Below are 16,456 nucleotides of genomic sequence, written 5' to 3'. Positions count from 1 at the left end.
CTCGAATTTTGTCGGATTAACTAGAGCGAATTTTCCATTCATTTGACTTTTTATCAAAAATCAGTTTGGCATCACATGAGCGTTTACGATTTTTTTCATATTCCTCATGCATATCATCCATGTTGGAAAAGTCACCAATGACCCACATTGGAATCTCGATTCGATGACGATTTTGAACAATTTCTCTTAAGGACAAGACCATGCCTTCACTCATGTATCCCTTTAATGAATGAAGGAGGTGCTGGTCGACTACAGGGTAGACTTTTTTTCTTTTTAACCCTAAGAGACTTTTATCCGGTTTAATTACGTCCAATTTCATCGGAATTAATTCGCCTAGCAATCGATAAAAATCATTTAAATTCCGGTAATACGTTTTATTAAACCATCCATCATCTATTGCTAAATAGGTAAAACGATTTCCTAAATAATTATAAAACGGAGCACGTAGAGGTTCCTTCATATGGCCAAGATAGAGCAATTCAGCTAACACTTGTCCGGGAATTTCATCTAGCCCTTCCATCTCCTCAAAGTCGATCCAGCAAAAATCACCGTATTGGGACACGTCCTCACCTGCAAGTTTCATCACCCGTTTTTGGGGAATATAATCAAGCAAGGTATGTAGATTAAAATCAGCGTCGTCAAACCGATGTTTAAGTAAAAGAATATGATTAATCGATTCATTCAAGGCTTGAACAAATTCATTAAAAAAAATCCCTGAAGATAAAACAAAACGGTTTTTTTCATTTAAATGGACGTAAATAACATCTTGTTTCCGATTCCTTCTCAACAACAGGACCCCCGAATACGTTAAAGTCAAATTCGCTCCGTCGAATTTGCACTCGAATTTTATCACGCTACAGAACTCCACATCCTTATTTCTAGCTTCACTAGGAGGACGTCCTGCCCGTCGCCGAGCACGCTCAATAAAGTGAAACTCCCAACCATGTGGGTTCTTCCCAGTGACGGTACATCGAGGCTAGCAGAAATGCTGGTTACATAGACATGTGTAAACTTTCGGATCTTTACTGGCAGTTTTAATTCCTACCTTTCACTATGTGATTAACTCGAGGTAGGGGGATTACTGCCGTTAAGACGCGGAAAATTACTAAAAAATCCGAGGCATCCGCCGGAGGCTTAACTTCATTCAGCGACGAAATATGAACCTTGCTAAATCAGAGAGCTTTTCTACACCCCATTAATCGAGATAGGGACTCCTGTGTTTATCGCAGCCTCTCAGCACAAAAAAAGTTTGCTGAATGAAGTTTTATAAAGAAATTTCTATTTTCACTATATCATGCTTATATAATAGCAGATTAAAGGGAAAATATCTTACATCTGTGAATAATGTTATTCCTTTGTAATAATTAATAAAAAAATGTGTATTTATTACGTCCCCTTTATTAAAGACATGCATATTTTATATAACTGTTCTTTACTTTTTCACAAAGCTTTAAAATCTTTCATTTAAATTAAATTACTTTTTCATTATAATAAGCGATGAAGCACTGTACGTTTATACTAGATTAGGAATAAACTTTTTTCGGTGGAAGGAGAGTGAGAAGTATTATGATTCACAATTTAACCGAGGATCAAATTACACTTCAAATTATTAAGGCTTTAAAAGAAAATAAACAAAAAGACTTAGATGCCATATTGGAAGAATTGCACCCCTATGACATTGCCCAAATCTATGAAGACTTACCCGAAAAGCACCGAACTCGCTTTCTCCTTCACTTAAAGATCAATGTCCTAGCCGACTTCATCCAAGAGTTAAGTCCGGAGGAGCAGCTAAATGTCTTAAATCGTCTCGGGATTGATCGAAAAAATAAAGTTCTTGATGAGATGGATAACGATGACTTAGCCTCCCTATTGGATGAATTATCACCTGAAAAAATGGAAGCTTTGTTATCCGGGATGAAAGAGGAAGAGTCCCAAATCGTTCAGGACATTTTCAACTATCCTCCTGAAACAGCTGGGCGGATGATGACAAACCGATTTGTGTGGATCCGTGATTATTATACAGTCAGAGATGCAGTTGAAAAGCTAAAAAGTTTTGCAGAGTATGCTGAAACGATTAATTATTTATATGTAGTCGATCAGCACCGAAAGCTTGTGGGCGTTGTCTCCTATCGTGACTTGCTGTTGGCTGATGCCAACCAGAGGATCCATAACATTATGTACGAACGGGTTATTTCTGTGCCTGACATCGCTGACCAAGAGGAAGTCGCCAGGCTGATTGGACGCTATGACTTTCTTGCCATTCCTGTTGTTAACGATGAACAAGTGTTAGTCGGAATTGTTACCGTCGATGATATCATTGATGTTGTCATTCAAGAGGCAAATGAAGATATTGAAAAATTATCTGCTTCAGGTAAAGCAATTGACTTTGATACAAAAGCCTTTGTTGCTTCCTATCGTCGTCTCCCCTGGCTGATCTTGTTATTATTTATCGGACTCATCTCAGGAAGTATCATAAGTGGCTATGAGCAAACATTGCAGCAAGTGGTTGCTCTTACCTATTTCATGCCGATGATTTCAGGGATGACTGGAAATACGGGTACCCAATCATTGGCCGTAGTCGTACGAGGGTTAGCAACAGACGATCTTGATAAAAAAGCCATTTTTCGAGTTGTCATGCGAGAGTTCAAAGTTGGGCTAATTATTGGTTTAACTTGCGGGATATTAATCTCGATTATTGCATATGTGTGGCAAGGAAACGCGATCCTTGGCCTTGTTGTAGGTGCCTCTCTATTCTTTACTCTTATCATCGGTACCTTAGCCGGAACGATTATCCCAGTATGTCTTTATAAAATGAAAATTGATCCTGCTGTGGCATCAGGACCACTTATTACTACGTTAAATGATATCTTCTCATTAATTATCTATTTTGGAATTGCAACTGCTTTTATCTATTATTTAATTTAAAGACACATTCTATTTGTGTCTTTTTTTCTATTAATAAAAGTGAAACCTAACGCGTCGTTAGAACGTTAAATATATTGTCGAAAAAGGAATTCTCTGCTAGTCTGTTAATAAGAATCATACGATTATATTTTTATCCTTGATTAGGGAAGAAATAGGTGAACATTTATGGAAAATAAAAATAAAGTGGCTGAGAGATTCGATTGGTCCTTAACCCTTTTATTATTTTTATTTTTTCTAGTAAGTTGTGTTGCGATATACAGCGGACAAGCCTCAGGACAATATGGTGAGACCAACTTCTTGATCCAACAAATTTTCTGGTATGCAGTTGGCGCAGGGATTATTGCGGTCGTGATGTATTTTGACAGTGATCAATTAAAAGGGCTTACTTGGATTATTTACGGATTTGGCATCTTGCTATTGCTCATTTTGGCTGTTTCCCCTGTTACTGCATTCACACCGAGAATAAATGGAGCTCAAAGTTGGTTTCAACTTCCAATCGGCTCGATTCAACCATCCGAATTTATGAAGGTTTTTCTTATTATCGCCTTAAGTAAAACGGTTCAAGGCCATAATGAGAAAATCCTAAATCGAACACTTAAGACCGATTTTATATTACTTTTCAAAATTGCACTCGTTACAGGACTTCCAATTGCTCTTGTGATGATGCAGCCTGACCTCGGAACATCCCTTGTCATGCTGGCAATTATGACTGGAGTCATTTTCGTTTCAGGAATTTCATGGAAAATTATTACGGCAATTTATGGATTAGGAATTGCCCTTATGGGGATTATTTTATATTTTGTCATTTGGGCACCACAAATTTTAGAAAAATACTTAAATGTAAAGCCTTATCAATTTGACCGTATTTATGCTTGGCTTGATCCAAATAATCATGCCGCAGGTTATCATTTATCTAACTCGTTAAAAGCTATTGGCTCAGGTCAATTAACCGGAAAAGGGTTTGGGGATCGAAAAGTGTATATCCCTGAAAGTCACACTGATTTTATTTTTAGTGTTATTGGTGAAGAATATGGCTTTTTAGGCTCTAGCATTGTTGTAGGTTTATTTTTTCTTCTCATTTACCATCTAACAAAAACTGCATTAGAAACAAAGGATCCTTTTAATACGTATATTTGCGTTGGGATCATAAGTATGATTGCGTTTCATGTATTTCAAAATGTTGGCATGACCATTCAGGTATTGCCAATTACTGGAATTCCCCTCCCCTTTATTAGTTATGGGGGAAGCTCTCTTATGGGAAACATGTTTGCAATGGGGCTCGTATACAGTATTCATTACCATCATCGCAGTTATATGTTCTCATCAAATCACACTTACACAGAATCAAAGGCACACGAACATAATTTCTAATCAAACATTTGTTTAAAAAGAAGAAGGCTGTCTCATAAGGTTTTAACACCTTGTTTATGAGACAGCCTTCTCTTTTTTATTTATAATAATAATTTAATTAAAATAATTATAATTTAGTATTGATTTTTAAAAAAGTATTTGATATAATAAGACTATAAGATATCAAAGGAGGAGTTATTAATCATGACTTTGACAGTACAAACTAAAACCACTCAATCTGAATTAAATTTACAAATTGCAAACTGGAGCGTTCTATATACAAAACTTCACCGTTTCCATTGGTATGTTAAAGGACCTTCTTTCTTCACACTACACGCTAAATTTGAAGAACTTTATAATGAAGCAGCACTGACAGTTGATGAAGTCGCTGAGCGTCTACTTGCCATTGGCGGTCAGCCCATCGCTACAATGAAAGAATACTTAGAAGCAGCAACAATCGAAGAATCAGCCAATGAAACAAAAGCCGTAGAAATGGTTGCTACACTCGTTAAAGATTACACAGCCATTAAAGAAAGCTTAAATGAATTGGCTGCACTAACAGATGCTGAAGGCGATACCATCACCAACGATCTTGCTATCGGATTAATCGGAAAAATTGATACGCATGTTTGGATGCTTAATGCATACTTAGAAGCATAATGCTTGGAAATCCCTTCCTATAAGTTTAATGGAATTCAAAAAAGGAGTCTGTGAGATTAGTCACAACTCCTTTTTTGTGTTCTCTAAGATTGCCACATTATTAACGGTAATAAGCGCTCCCTACTAAAGGAGTTTCACTTTATCATAAGGGGCTTTCTAGCAATTGAGCACCAGGAAGCAAAAGTGATAGCGGTACAATATCTGCCTGTTTTTGATATTCAGGAATATAACTTTTTAAGGCTGTAACAACTTTATCACCCGTAATTCCAACATGGCCAATCGCAATTAGGCTCTTATCTTCATCCAGTTCTTCAATTAATCTGGAGGCTTGTTTATATATATGCTGTTCAGTATAGACATGATCAAAAAAAATATTGTTTTCCAAATATGGTATTGATAATTCTTCCGCTTTAAGTTGCCTCAAGTTTGGGTTAATTAGTCGTCAAAATTATGAGTTTGTATTATTTCACTAAATGGGGGGGCTATGTGATTAGTTTTGGTGCAATTAACCGACAATCTGGTCAATACCTTCCCACCCCCTCGATTTTTTTTACCGAAATTTTAAAAACAAAAAAAGAGAGGTGAATATCCCCTCTCTTTTCATTAGTTGCGATGCATTTTAAACTTTAAATAAAGTTCGTTATAATAAGCAAGCATTTCTTTTCCTAGATCCTCATATACCTCAAGCTTTTCGGTTAACTCTTTTGATGGATAAAATCGTTCATCGTTCACTACTTCTTCATCCAAAAACTGAAGTGCAGCCTTATTTGGAGTAGAGTAGCTAACATAATCGGTATTTTGGGCAGCATTTTCAGGATCCAACATAAAATTAATAAATTGATGGGCTCCTTCAACATTCTTTGCTGTTTTTGGAATTACCATATTATCAAACCAAAGATTAGACCCTTCCTCTGGGACTACGTAATCCAACTTTTCATTTTCCCACATAATATCAGCAGCATCGCCTGACCACACGACTCCAATGGCCGCTTCCTCATTGGCCATCAGGAGTTTAATTTCATCACCGACGATCGCCTTTAAGTTAGGGGTTAGAGTATCTAACTTAGCCTTCGCCTCAAGCAAATGATCTTTATTTTTATCATTTAAAGAATAGTAAAGGCTGTTTAACCCGATCCCAATCACTTCACGGGCACCATCGACCATCAATATCTCATTTTTCAATTCTGGATTCCATAAATCGTTCCAACTCTTTAGTTCTACATCACCTAGCATTTCCGGGTTATAAACAATCCCAACTGTTCCCCAGAAATAAGGAACCGAATATTGATTCCCTGGGTCAAAGGGAAGGTCCATAAACCTTGAATCAATGTGTTTTAAATTAGGTAACATCGAATGATCAAGTGGAATAAGTAAATCATCATTTCTCATTTTTTCAATCATGTACTCTGACGGAACGGCTATATCATAACTGGTTCCGCCTTGCTGGATTTTCGTTAACATTGATTCATTGGAGTCAAAAGTTTCGTAAATCACTTTTATCCCAGTTTCCTCTTCAAATTTATCGACCAAGGCTTCATCAATATAGTCTCCCCAGTTAAAAACCGTAAGCGTATTACCTGATGAATAGCCTTCAGAGGAATTTAATCTTGAAACCCAAAACATGAGCAACGAAGATACGATGAGAATGACTACAAACGCCTGAATGAGCTTTTTCATTTTCGTACCCCCACTTTGGATGAGCGTTTATAACGTTGATTAATAAAGTAGTACCCGATAACAAGCAGCATTGTGAATAGAAACAACAGGGTTGACAATGCGTTAATTTCTAAGGAAACCCCTCTTCTTGCCATCGAATAGATTTCAACTGATAAGGTTGTAAAACCATTTCCCGTCACAAAGAAGGTTACCGCAAAGTCATCAAGTGAATAAGTCAACGCCATAAAGAACCCTGCAAAGATCCCTGGAAAAATGTAGGGGATCGTAACCTTCGTTAATACATCCCAGCGACTTGCCCCTAAGTCCCTTGCAGCATCAATAAGGGTTGAACTCATTTCCTGTATCTTTGGCAACACCATAATTACAACAATAGGAACACTAAATGCAATATGTGATAATAAAACAGATGTAAACCCTAATTGTATCCCTAAAATCGTAAACGTAATTAAAAATGAAGCACCTATAATCACATCTGGACTAACAATTAAGACATTATTTAAAGATAAAAGAGTATTTCGAGTTTGTCTTTTTTTGACATAAGCGATTCCTAGTGCCCCAATGACCCCAATAATCGTAGATATCGCTGCTGACAAAAGAGCAATGATGATTGTATTCAAGACAATGATTAACATTCTCGTATTACTGAAAAGCTCTTTGTACCAATCCAGAGTAAACCCTTCAAAATCGAACATAGTTCCACCACTATTAAACGAGTAAAAAATCAAATAAAAAATTGGTGCATAGAGGACGAAAAAAACGACAATCAAATAAATCGTTGATAGTTTAAGCTTCAAATTCTCCCCCTCCTTTTATTCCCTGTGATCATCATGATTAGGAACATGGCAATGATTAAGAATACAGCAATGGTGGCACCCATTCCCCAGTTCTGTGTAACGAGAAAATGCTGTTCAATCGCTGTCCCTAAAGTAATCACCCGGTTTCCAGCGATCAATCTCGTTAACATGAACAAGGATAATGCAGGGATAAAGACCACTTGACAGCCAGACTTAACCCCGTCTAATGTTAACGGAAAAATAACCCGGCGGAAGGTTGTCCATTTCGATGCCCCTAGATCAGACGATGCATCAACTAACGTTGGATTTAATTTATCCAATGAATTAAAAATAGGCAGAATCATAAACGGAATAAATATATATACAGATACAAATACAAAACTAAAATCAGTGAAAAGAATTTGTCTAGCGCCAATCCCGATCATTTCCAGAAAGTTATTCGTTATTCCATAAGCACCGAAAATTCCTAGAAACGCATACGCCTTTAAAAGCAGGTTTATCCAGGACGGCAAAATAATGAGCAATAACCACAAATGCTTATGCTTTGTTTTTGTCAGAAAATAAGCCGTTGGATACCCAATTAATAACGAAAAGGCGGTAATTAAAAAGGCATACCAAAAAGAACTAATCGTCATTTGGATATAAACAGGTGTGAAAAAATTAACGTAATTGGATAAAGTAAAATTCCCGTTAATATCTAAGAAAGAATAATAAATGACGAGTAGAATCGGTGCTACAACAAAAAATGCAATCCAAAACATATAAGGAACTAGATAGAAGTTACGCGTATTGTGATTATTCATGATCATCACCATATGCTTCTAGTCGTTTATCAAACTCTTCTTCCGTTTCACCAAGTCGCATCACATGGATGGCCTCAGGATCAAAGTCTAAGCCAATCCTGTCACCCACCTGCACCCTTTTTGTAGAGTGTACAAGCCACTCATTTTCGTCTTGGTCAAGGCAGGAAATTTCATAATGAACCCCGCGGAACAACAATGAATCAACGCGAGCAACAAACTTTCCCTTTTCTGCTGTAGTTATTTCTAAATCCTCTGGTCTGATTACGATTTCAACCTTTTCATCGCGATTGAAACCTTGGTCTACGCATTCGAATTCCCTTCCAACAAACTCTACTAAAAAGTCTTTCTTCATAATTCCAGATACAATATTGGATTCACCAATAAAGTCTGCCACAAACCGATTGATTGGTTCATCGTAGATATCTGTTGGTGTTCCGCTTTGCTCAATTTTCCCATTATTAATAACAAAGATTTCATCCGACATCGCAAGCGCCTCTTCTTGATCATGAGTAACAAAAATAAAGGTAATACCAAGGCGTTGTTGAAGCTCTTTTAATTCATACTGCATTTCAGTACGTAATTTTAAATCAAGAGCTGATAGCGGCTCATCGAGAAGAATCACTTCAGGCTCATTCACAATCGCACGAGCAATGGCAACCCTTTGTCTTTGTCCGCCAGACATCTCTTTGATTTCTCTATTTTCAAAGCCTGCTAAGTTGACAAACTTCAAGGCCTCTTTCACTTTTTCATTGATATGTTTTTGATTCATTTTCTTAATTCTCAAACCAAATGCAACATTTTCAAATACATTTAAATGAGGAAATAGAGCATAATCTTGAAAAACGGTATTCACCTGTCGTTTATTGGCTGGTACATGATTAATTAATTTATCATTTATAAAAATATTACCTTCTGTTGGTTCAATAAAGCCTGCAATTAATCTTAAAATGGTTGTTTTTCCACATCCAGATGGGCCAAGTAAGGTATAAAATTTTCCGCGCTCAACTTCAAAACTAACATTCTTTAAGATGGCTGGATCCTGGTCGTATTGTTTTGTTACATTTTCAAAGCGAATGATTGTTTGATCTCCCATTCTTGTTCCCTCCCAATATGAATTTTTTCTAGGTATGGATACAATTATCGTTCATATTTCTCGTATACTCTTGACTGAATAAAATCCATACGTCCTCTAGTGTACCTTTATTAATCTAAAAATTAAACAAAAATATTTAATAATATCTAACTATAATTGTTTTATGTCAACCTTTTTTGGGTATTGAATAATATAGACTCTTGAATGGTTTTGTAAAAAAAGGCAATACTGATAAAAATCCTATATCTACATAATTAACAACAAAAAGATAGTCTAAATCCTAAAAAATATTTGACAATTTTGTGAACATTATCAATAATAGATATACAAATATGATTTAGTTAAGGGGGTCGTCAATAAATGAACTCACACAAAAAAATCATAACTGTAACGAAACTTATCGCCATCTTCCTATTCTTTATTGGAGCTGCAACATTAGCATACGGAATTGTAAGCGATTACAGTTCAGTGATCGGAATTGGAATTGGTGTAGAAGTTGGGGCGATTTTTATTGTTATTTTGGGGATGTTCCTTGTGGCATCAGAGGAAATGGTGGAAACTACCTACAAAGGTGTTGTAATCAGCCCTATCGCAAAGGAAAAGCGGCCTCACTTATATTTAGTAAAAAGATAAATAAAGGTTCTACTTCCAGCCTTAGAATATTGCATAAGTTCAAGTATTTATGAAAAATCCACTAAATTTTTGACAATTTTGTGAACATATTTGAATACCATATTCTATAGGGGGGATGAACGAATGAATCCATTTGCTAGAATGTTAACTGCAACAAAAACGGTAGGTGCAATTATTCTCACAATTGGAATTGCTACTTTTCTATACGGTATGATTGTAAACGATTATGTCTTTATTAGTGGTATTGGTGTCGGAGCGGTTATGGGGGCTGTTTTTATCTTCATTATTAGCATGTTCCTCATTGCAGCAGAAGAAATGTTAACTAAGAGCAAAAAATAAAGAGAGCGTCTAGTAGACGCTCTCTTAGTTTCTCATTACATGTCCCAAAGGAAGAGAAGTAAAGTACCTAAAATTGTAACAATGGAAGCAAACATCATGAAGGCAACTTTACCAAAAATAAATCCTTTGTCATCCGTTTCCCCAGCATGCATGAACACAACAAATTGAAGGAAAGCCTGAGTAAAAGCAGTAATAAGTAATATTGCCATAGCCGTATTAAATGATAGATCAAAGTAAATCACGGATAGTGCAATTACTGTCAAAAGGATCGATGCAACAAAGCCATTTATCTGTTTAACCGGAAATAACTCTTTCATTCTACATCAGTCCTTTCAAGTAGATGAAACTGAAGATAAAGATCCAGACAACATCAAGGAAGTGCCAATATAGTGAGAAAATGAATGATTTATTCGTCGTTCTAGCAGTCAAACCGTACTTTCTCACTTGAATCATGATCATAACACCCCAGAACAAACCAAATGTAACGTGGGCGCCGTGTGTTGCTAACGTTGACAGCAAAATTGCTGTAAAGGCACTCGTTTGAAGTCCTGCACCTACATTTACATAATGAACAAATTCATAAATCTCAACACCTAAGAAAGTTAAGCCTAATAGAAGTGTAACTCCAAAGAATGTCATCATTGCCTTTTTTCTTCCTAGGCGCATTGCATGAACAGCAAGACCAATCGTAAAACTACTAGTTAAAAGAAGAAACGTTTCAATTAGTATTGGAGTAATTTCAAAAATCTCCGCTCCTGACGGTCCAGATCCTGTTCGATGTTCTAACGTAAAATAAACGGTAAATAATGTTGCAAACAGCATAATTTCAGCTGCAAGGAATACCCAGAACCCGAAAATTTTCAGATCGTTTTCATGTGTACTATATTCAAGTGGGAGCGAGTGATCCATTTTCATTAGTTAGCACCTCGCAATTTCGTTTCAGTTTCTTCAATTTCTTCCACAGTAATGTGATGTCCATCGTCTTTTTCAAATGAACGGATAGCCATAACTGTAAAGAAGGCAATTGTACTGATTATAACTAGCGGCCAGATCGCAAATACGAACGAGAAGCCCCATACAAAGAAGATTGCTCCAAATATAAATGGTGCGCCACTTCTATTTGGCATATGGATCTCTTTATACTCTCCTGGGAATAGTTCGTGTCCCTTTTTCTTTTCATCCCATAATGGCTGTCTTGAAGCAACTTGTGGTTCAATCGCAAAGTTGTAAACTGGAACTGGCGTATGTGTCGCCCATTCAAGTGTTCGAGCATCCCATGGATCGGCTCCAACATTTCTTGGTGAGTAACGAATACTGTAATATACATTGTATACAAGCAACACGAATCCAATAGCCATAATTCCTGCTCCAACAAACGAAAGCATATTTAATGGTCCAAAGCCAGTTGCTTCAGAATATGTGTACATACGACGAGCTTGCCCGTCTAAACCAGTAATGTACATTGGGAAGAAAGATAGACAGAATCCAATTGCTAAGGACCAGAACGTCCACTTTCCAATTCTTTCATTTAGCATAAATCCAAACATTTTTGGCCAGTAATACGTTAGTCCAGCAAGCATTGCGAAAACAACACCAGGAATAATTGTATTATGGAAGTGAGCAACTAAGAACATTGTATTATGGTATTGATAGTCAGCAGCTGACATCGCTAGCATAACCCCTGTTACCCCACCAATTGTAAATAACGGAATAAATCCTACAGTGTAAAGCATTGGTACTGCCAAGCGGATTTTTCCTTTCCACATCGTCAGTAGCCAGTTAAAGATCTTGACCCCTGTTGGTACAGCAATCATCATTGTTGTAATTGAGAAGAAGCTGTTTGCAAGTGCTCCTTGACCCATTGTATAGAAGTGATGCGCCCAAACAAGTAGGGATAAAACTGAGATAATTACAACCGAACCAACCATTGATTTATAACCATATAGGTTACGTCCTGAGAATGTTTGAACAATCTCACTGTATAATCCAAAAGCGGGTAGGATTAAGATATATACTTCAGGGTGTCCCCAAATCCAGAATAGGTTGGCCCAAAGCATGTCCATACCGCCATTTGTTGATGTAAAGAAGTTTGTTCCAAATAAACGGTCCATTGTTCCCATTCCTAATGCAATAGCAAAGATCGGGAAAACTGTCACAATGATTAGATTTGTAATGAATGTTGTCCAAGTAAACATTGGCATTCTCATCAATGTCATACCAGGTGCTCTCATTTTAACAATCGTGGTGATCATATTAATACCTGTCAATAATGTACCAAGACCTGCAATCTGAATTGACAACATATAATAGTTCGTCCCAACAGATGTACTAAAATCATTTCCTGCTAGTGGGAAGTATGATGTCCAACCAGCGTCTGGTGAACCACCGACAACGAACGAAATATTAAATAACATTGCACCAAAGAAGAATAACCAGAAACTAATAGCATTCATTCGTGGAAACGCAACGTCACGCGCTCCGATTTGTAGGGGAATCAAATAGTTCATAAAACCCATAATGAATGGCATAGCCATGAATATAATCATGACAACCCCGTGTGTAGTAAAAATCTCATTATAGTGCTGTGCATCTAGTAATTTAGCTTCCGGTGCTGAAAGCTGTGCACGCAACATAACCGCATCAACTCCACCACGGAATAACATTAATATGGCGGAAAGTATATACATAATACCGATACGTTTATGGTCAACCGTTGTCAACCACTCACGCCATAAGTAACCCCATTTTTTAAAATAGGTTAACCCTGCAAAAATCGCAATCATTGTTAAGGCAATGGCAACCATTGAAGCATAAATCGCAGGACTTGGATGTGGTACGGCAAATCGTTCAAAGAACTCCATCCTTAAAGAACTCCTTTCGAGAGAAATTTATAAATCTATATTCGTACAATCTCATTCAATATAAAACTAGTTATTAATGATTATTATGACCCTCAGTCATATTCTCCTCATCCATTTCCTCAGAATCATTGTGCATGCTATGAGGAGCTGGCGGTGGTGAAAACTCTAAGTGCGTGCCTGTAAAGGTCAGTTGTCCAAGATGTCCAGGCTCTAATAATTCCTCGAATTTTTCTTCTGTTAAAGGTTCCGCTCTATCGTGCACTTCCTCAACCCATTCATCAAATTCAGTTTGAGTCATAGCAGTGACATTAAATGTATTTTCAGCAAATCCTTTACCACTAAAGTTCGCATTTCGGCCCACCATTTCACCCGGAGAATCAGCTGCCAAATGAAGTGTTGTTAACATGTCTGCCATCGCATATTTTTGTCCACCTAATTGTGGGATCCAGAAGCTTGTGATTGGTCCATATGAATATAATTTAAACTCAAGTGGACGGTCTGTAGGAATATATAGATAGTTTACTGTTTCAATATCCTCTTCAGGATAACTAAAATGCCATTTCCAGTCAGAAGAAGATGCATAAATAACTAATGGTTCTTGATCTTCATATCCTTTAGGTGTTGCCTCAACGATGTAGTTACTTTGTACAGTTACGACAGATAAATAAGCTACGATTACAATTGGAATACCAAATAAAATAGCCTCAAGCCAAGGATGTCCCTCAATTTCAGGTGGTTCGTAATCCGGGCTTTGTTTTGAAGCACGATACTTAAATAAGATAATGATTAGAGCAATAAATACAGAAATGACAATAAACGACATAACTCCAATTGAAATCATAATGTCGTGAGCTTGCCTCTCAGCCTGTGGACCTTTAGGATCTAGTACTAATAACGGTTCACAACCTGAAAGTATAGTGGCTATCGTGAATAACACCATGAGGAAAGCCGCTTTTAACTTCATTAGAATACCCCTTTCCCTAAATATACTAAAATAATTATTTGGTTATACTGAAAGCAAAACTAAGATGTTAAGCTAGATTCGTAACCTTACCTCGTTGAAAAGTTCACAAATTATACAAATATTATTCAAATAATTGTCACAAATGTTGAACCTGCTCCTTTCGCACATCTATATTAACACTATAGTTACGATGATAACACAGTTTACCGAAGATATTTGTTACAAATTTGTGAATAAAAATTTACCAATTTATATTTTTCGAGTTTTCTGCAAAGTAGGGTCACCTTCTATATTAAACAACTTAATTCTCAATTTGTAAACTTTCTCGCATATGGTATCTTCATAATTTAATAAATATACTAATATATGATTCACATTTATTTAAACAGAAACTTTAAAAAAATGGAAATTAAACGCTTTACAAAATCTCAACATCTCTTTTTAACTTTTCTAGAAAAAAAGAAGATGAAACCAACTAATGTTGTTTACACCTTCTTATCATCATGTTTTTCAATGTAGTAAATAATATGACATATATCGTCGATTTGTTGTGCCTTATGATTTAAATCCATGTTTGACTAATTTACGATGCCGTAAAAGCATTCTTAAATAATAAAGGTAACTAATCACAAATACTCCAATACTTCCATATAAAAGGTAAGTTTGATTTAAAAAGTAACTTACATAGGTAAGAATGAGACTTAATAAAACTAATAGAAAGGCATCTCTTTTTCTAGAGACCACCATTTCATGTTTCATACGGAGTAATTGACTACTCTTTTGCCATTCTCGATATTTCTTTGGTTCGTCCAAAATTTGTTGCAATTGATTAGGTAAAGATACTAGCGGTTTAAGAGTAGACTTAGCAAAGTTTAAGACGGTATCCTTTGCACTTCCCATATTTTCCTTTAGCCATTTCTTAATAATCGGGCTACACATAGCCAATAGGTCCATTTTAGGATCTAATGTGTATAAATTTCCAATGAAGGTAGAAATCGCTCGTCCTAAAAATGCATATTCACTTGGAAGTTGAATGGGTTGTTCATTTACGAGTTTCTCAATATCGGTCATGATCTCTTCGACAACTCTTGTATCCCCTGCTTTTATTCCATTGTCACTATATGTATCTACTAACATCTTAATGATTCTAGCAATTTCGTCTTTATCTGCGTGAGGGAGTAGAAATTTCATCCCTTCCAACGCATGCACGACTCGATCATAATCTTTGATCATAATTCCAATGACAATATCACGAATATGCATCGCATCTTTCTTTTTAATCTCTCCAACCATTCCGAAATCAATCAGCACGATCGTTCCATCCGCCTTGACCATAATATTACCTGGATGTGGATCCGCATGGAATTTCCCTTCTTGAAGAAGTTGTCCTAAGAAAGCCTCCAATAAAACATTGGCTATTTTATACCGATCTAAGCGATGTTTTGCTAAAAAATTGATATCTGTAAGCCGGCTTCCTTCCATCCAATCCATAACAAGTACCCTTTTTGTAGAATACTCGGAGTAATAGTCTGGTATCTCAATACCTGGGAAGTCTTCATACTTCTTTTTAAAATAAAGTCCGTTTTGTAACTCGAGTTCGAAGTTAAGTTCATCCCCGATTGTACGAACAAATTCACGATAAAACAGAGAAAGATCCATTGAGTTTTCCAATTTAGTAAAACGTTTTAGCATCCATAAAACAATACGTACCGCTCTAAAATCACTATAAATAATTTTTCCAATCTTAGGCCGCTGGATTTTTACCGCCACTAATTGTCCATTATGTAATATCCCTTTATAAACTTCACCAATTGAAGCTGAGGCAATAGGATCTTTACTAATATCCTTTAATACTGCTGTATAAGGCTCTCCCCATTCCTCTTCCAATACCACTTTAGCCCTCTCCCAGGAAACGGCTGGAACTTGGTCAAGTAAGTCCGTAAGTTCTTCTAAATAGGCATCAGGCATGATATCTTTACGTGTACTTAAGTATTGACCGAGCTTTATTAATACACCTTCTAAGTAAAGAGCCTTCTCCTTATATCTCTTTGCCTGTCTCCTTAGCAGAGCTTCCCATCGCTTATCCGTTTGATCGGTCCAATTGCGACGATGTTTTTTCCGAAACGAAATGATCTCTATAAAAATTCTAACGGCCATCCATACAATAGTAAAAATCCGATAGAGGGAGAAATACTTCATAATTATGCCCCTTCCTAAATGATATTACCTTCATTTTAAACCATTATAACGTTAATGGCATTTTTCAAATATAATTTATGTTTAAATTTCTATTCGATTTTTATCGAAAAACGTCATTATTTTGTAACTTATGTCTAATTGGGATAAAACCTTTGACA

General features: G+C 36.4%; 16 protein-coding genes. 5 read left to right on the top strand and 11 right to left on the bottom strand.

All coding sequences use genetic code 11. The annotated features are described in order from the left end of the window. Window positions 1-16 precede the first annotated feature (16 nt). Complete coding sequence (locus tag R4Z10_RS01435) at window positions 17-787, bottom strand: hypothetical protein (protein ID WP_338471469.1); 771 nt, start codon at window positions 785-787, stop codon at window positions 17-19. A gap of 779 nt (window positions 788-1,566) precedes the next feature. Here R4Z10_RS01435 and mgtE point away from each other — a divergent pair. From mgtE to R4Z10_RS01420, 3 genes are all read left to right on the top strand, one after another. Next, window positions 1,567-2,925 (top strand): magnesium transporter, encoded by a 1,359-nt coding sequence (mgtE, locus tag R4Z10_RS01430; protein ID WP_338473137.1) that lies wholly within the window; start codon window positions 1,567-1,569, stop codon window positions 2,923-2,925. 165 nt (window positions 2,926-3,090) lie between these two features. Next, window positions 3,091-4,296: an FtsW/RodA/SpoVE family cell cycle protein gene (locus R4Z10_RS01425; protein WP_338471468.1), complete on the top strand. Its 1,206-nt coding sequence runs from the start codon at window positions 3,091-3,093 to the stop codon at window positions 4,294-4,296. A 183-nt stretch (window positions 4,297-4,479) separates the two neighbouring features. Further along, window positions 4,480-4,935: a DNA starvation/stationary phase protection protein gene (locus R4Z10_RS01420; protein WP_338471467.1), complete on the top strand. Its 456-nt coding sequence runs from the start codon at window positions 4,480-4,482 to the stop codon at window positions 4,933-4,935. A 142-nt stretch (window positions 4,936-5,077) separates the two neighbouring features. Here the strand turns inward: R4Z10_RS01420 and R4Z10_RS01415 are convergent, their stop codons facing one another. From R4Z10_RS01415 to R4Z10_RS01395, 5 genes are all read right to left on the bottom strand, one after another. Then, window positions 5,078-5,359, bottom strand: coding sequence for a divergent polysaccharide deacetylase family protein (locus R4Z10_RS01415; protein ID WP_338471466.1), 282 nt, complete (start codon window positions 5,357-5,359; stop codon window positions 5,078-5,080). Between the two features lie 179 nt (window positions 5,360-5,538). Next, the gene (locus R4Z10_RS01410; RefSeq protein WP_338471465.1) at window positions 5,539-6,612 is read right to left on the bottom strand and encodes an ABC transporter substrate-binding protein; all 1,074 of its coding nucleotides are present in this window, start codon (window positions 6,610-6,612) and stop codon (window positions 5,539-5,541) included. Then, window positions 6,609-7,406: an ABC transporter permease gene (locus tag R4Z10_RS01405; protein WP_338471464.1), complete on the bottom strand. Its 798-nt coding sequence runs from the start codon at window positions 7,404-7,406 to the stop codon at window positions 6,609-6,611. Before R4Z10_RS01405 ends, R4Z10_RS01410 begins: the two co-directional genes overlap by 4 nt. Next, the gene (locus R4Z10_RS01400; RefSeq protein WP_338471463.1) at window positions 7,403-8,209 is read right to left on the bottom strand and encodes an ABC transporter permease; all 807 of its coding nucleotides are present in this window, start codon (window positions 8,207-8,209) and stop codon (window positions 7,403-7,405) included. The genes R4Z10_RS01405 and R4Z10_RS01400 overlap by 4 nt, the downstream gene beginning before the upstream one ends. Then, a complete protein-coding gene (locus R4Z10_RS01395; RefSeq protein WP_338471462.1) occupies window positions 8,202-9,302 on the bottom strand; it encodes an ABC transporter ATP-binding protein in 1,101 nt (366 codons plus the stop codon). The genes R4Z10_RS01400 and R4Z10_RS01395 overlap by 8 nt, the downstream gene beginning before the upstream one ends. Before the next feature lie 360 nt (window positions 9,303-9,662). On the opposite strand from R4Z10_RS01395, the gene R4Z10_RS01390 reads away from it, so the two are divergent. Both R4Z10_RS01390 and R4Z10_RS01385 read left to right on the top strand, forming a co-directional pair. After that, complete coding sequence (locus R4Z10_RS01390; RefSeq protein WP_338471461.1) at window positions 9,663-9,935, top strand: hypothetical protein; 273 nt, start codon at window positions 9,663-9,665, stop codon at window positions 9,933-9,935. 123 nt (window positions 9,936-10,058) lie between these two features. Next, entirely contained in the window at window positions 10,059-10,274 is a 216-nt protein-coding gene (locus R4Z10_RS01385; RefSeq protein WP_338471460.1) for a hypothetical protein, read from the top strand. Between the two features lie 35 nt (window positions 10,275-10,309). On the opposite strand, the gene qoxD is transcribed toward R4Z10_RS01385, so the two are convergent. From qoxD to R4Z10_RS01360, 5 genes are all read right to left on the bottom strand, one after another. Beyond that, the gene (qoxD, locus tag R4Z10_RS01380; protein WP_338471459.1) at window positions 10,310-10,591 is read right to left on the bottom strand and encodes a cytochrome aa3 quinol oxidase subunit IV; all 282 of its coding nucleotides are present in this window, start codon (window positions 10,589-10,591) and stop codon (window positions 10,310-10,312) included. A gap of 1 nt (window position 10,592) precedes the next feature. Further along, window positions 10,593-11,189, bottom strand: a complete 597-nt coding sequence (locus R4Z10_RS01375) for a cytochrome c oxidase subunit 3 (protein WP_338471458.1) — start codon at window positions 11,187-11,189, stop codon at window positions 10,593-10,595. Beyond that, window positions 11,189-13,135 (bottom strand): cytochrome aa3 quinol oxidase subunit I, encoded by a 1,947-nt coding sequence (gene qoxB, locus R4Z10_RS01370; protein WP_338471457.1) that lies wholly within the window; start codon window positions 13,133-13,135, stop codon window positions 11,189-11,191. The genes R4Z10_RS01375 and qoxB overlap by 1 nt, the downstream gene beginning before the upstream one ends. Window positions 13,136-13,208: 73 nt before the next feature. Further along, complete coding sequence (gene qoxA, locus R4Z10_RS01365) at window positions 13,209-14,099, bottom strand: cytochrome aa3 quinol oxidase subunit II (protein WP_338471456.1); 891 nt, start codon at window positions 14,097-14,099, stop codon at window positions 13,209-13,211. A 555-nt stretch (window positions 14,100-14,654) separates the two neighbouring features. After that, window positions 14,655-16,298 (bottom strand): AarF/UbiB family protein, encoded by a 1,644-nt coding sequence (locus R4Z10_RS01360; protein WP_338471455.1) that lies wholly within the window; start codon window positions 16,296-16,298, stop codon window positions 14,655-14,657. Window positions 16,299-16,456: the final 158 nt, after the last annotated feature.

Source organism: Niallia sp. XMNu-256 (genome assembly GCF_036670015.1).
GTDB lineage: Bacteria > Bacillota > Bacilli > Bacillales > Cytobacillaceae > Bacillus_BD.
The sequence above is the reverse complement of the archived record's forward strand: the minus strand, read 5'-3'. Positions and strand labels throughout refer to the sequence as shown.